1 protein-coding gene is annotated in these 1420 nt (G+C 66.9%); it reads right to left on the bottom strand.

The features are described 5' to 3' along the window. Nucleotides 1–58 precede the first annotated feature (58 nt). Complete coding sequence (locus ABEA24_RS53290; RefSeq protein WP_345444745.1) at nt 59–1300, bottom strand: IS256 family transposase; 1242 nt, start codon at nt 1298–1300, stop codon at nt 59–61. Nucleotides 1301–1420: the final 120 nt, after the last annotated feature.

Raw genomic sequence — 1420 nt, forward strand, 5'->3', positions numbered from 1 at the left:
GGTCACGTCCACGCGGGTGGTGTATGAGCCAGCCTTCGCGTGATCCTGTTTCTGCAGGTTAAGCGGTGATCGCTTGGGTGGTGGGATTCTCGTCCGGTGTTTCGCCGCCCACGAGGCGCAGGCGGGCTTTGGCGAGGAATTCCAGGCCCATGTAGCGGCGGGCTTCGGTCCATTCGTCGGTTTGTTCCATCAGCACCGCGCCGACCAGGCGGATGATCGCGGCCCGGTCGGGGAAGATCCCGACCACGTCGGTGCGTCGGCGGATCTCTTTGTTCAACCGCTCCTGAGGGTTGTTGGACCAGATCTGCCGCCAGATCTCGCGTGGGAAGCCGGTGAAGGCCAGCAGGTCGTCCCGGGCCTCGTCCAGATGGGCGGCGGCGTCGGGGTACTTGGCCTCCAGGCTGGCCACCACCCGGCCGTGCTGGGCATGCACTTCCTCGGCCGCCGGCTGGTCGAAGATGGTCCGCACCAAGGTCGCGACCCATGGCTGGGCGGATTTGGGGACCTTGGTGAGCAGGTTCCGCAGGTAGTGGGTGCGGCATCGTTGCCAGGCCGCCCCGGGCAGCGCCGCGGCGATCGCTTCGACCAGGCCGCGGTGGGCGTCGGAGATGACCAGCTGAACTCCGGAAAGGCCGCGGGCGACCAGGCCGCGCACGAACGCCAGCCAGCCGGCGCCGTCTTCGGCGGAGGTCACCTCAACTCCGAGGATCTCCCGGTGCCCATCGGCGTTCACGCCGGTCGCGACCAGCACGTGGACGTTGACGGTGCGGCCGCCCTCGCGGACCTTTTGGGTCAGGGCGTCCATCCACACGAATGTGTAGGGACCGGCGTCCAAAGCCCGGTTGCGGAACGCGGTGACCTGGGCGTCCAGGACCTTGCTCATCTCACTGACCTGGCTTTTGGAGATGCCCTTGATCCCGAGTTGGTCGACGAGCTTGTCGACGCGGCGGGTCGAGACTCCCAGCAGATACGAGGTGGCCACCACTGAGATCAGGGCCTGTTCGGCCCGGCGACGGCGTTCCAACAGCCATTCGGGGAAGTACGAGCCGGACCGCAGCTTCGGGATCGCCAGCTCGATCGTGCCCGCGCGGGTGTCCCAGTCCCGCTCCCGATAGCCGTTGCGCCGGTTGACGCGCCCGTCGCTGCGCTGGCCGTAGTCGGCCCCGCAGATCGCATCCGCCTCGGCGCTCATCAGCGCCTCGGCCATCGTCTTGACCATCTTCCGCAGCAGATCCGGCTCACACGCTCCGATCTGCTCGGCGAACCACCCGGCAGGGTCCACACTGTTGTCCACGGCCATCGCGTTGGTCTCCTTCGATCTTGACTTCGCATCTCGAAGGATCACGCGATGGCCGTCTCAGTTCACGACGCCACGCCTCTGATCAGCGGAAACTCGTACACCACGTCCCTGGACGCAACC

This window comes from Actinoallomurus vinaceus, assembly GCF_039542055.1.
GTDB classification, from domain to species: domain Bacteria; phylum Actinomycetota; class Actinomycetes; order Streptosporangiales; family Streptosporangiaceae; genus Actinoallomurus; species Actinoallomurus vinaceus.

Excerpts from the sequence above, each read along its gene's own strand:
- ABEA24_RS53290 (WP_345444745.1), bottom strand. The coding sequence starts at position 1,300 with ATGGCCGTGGACAACAGTGTGGACCCTGCCGGGTGGTTCGCCGAGCAG.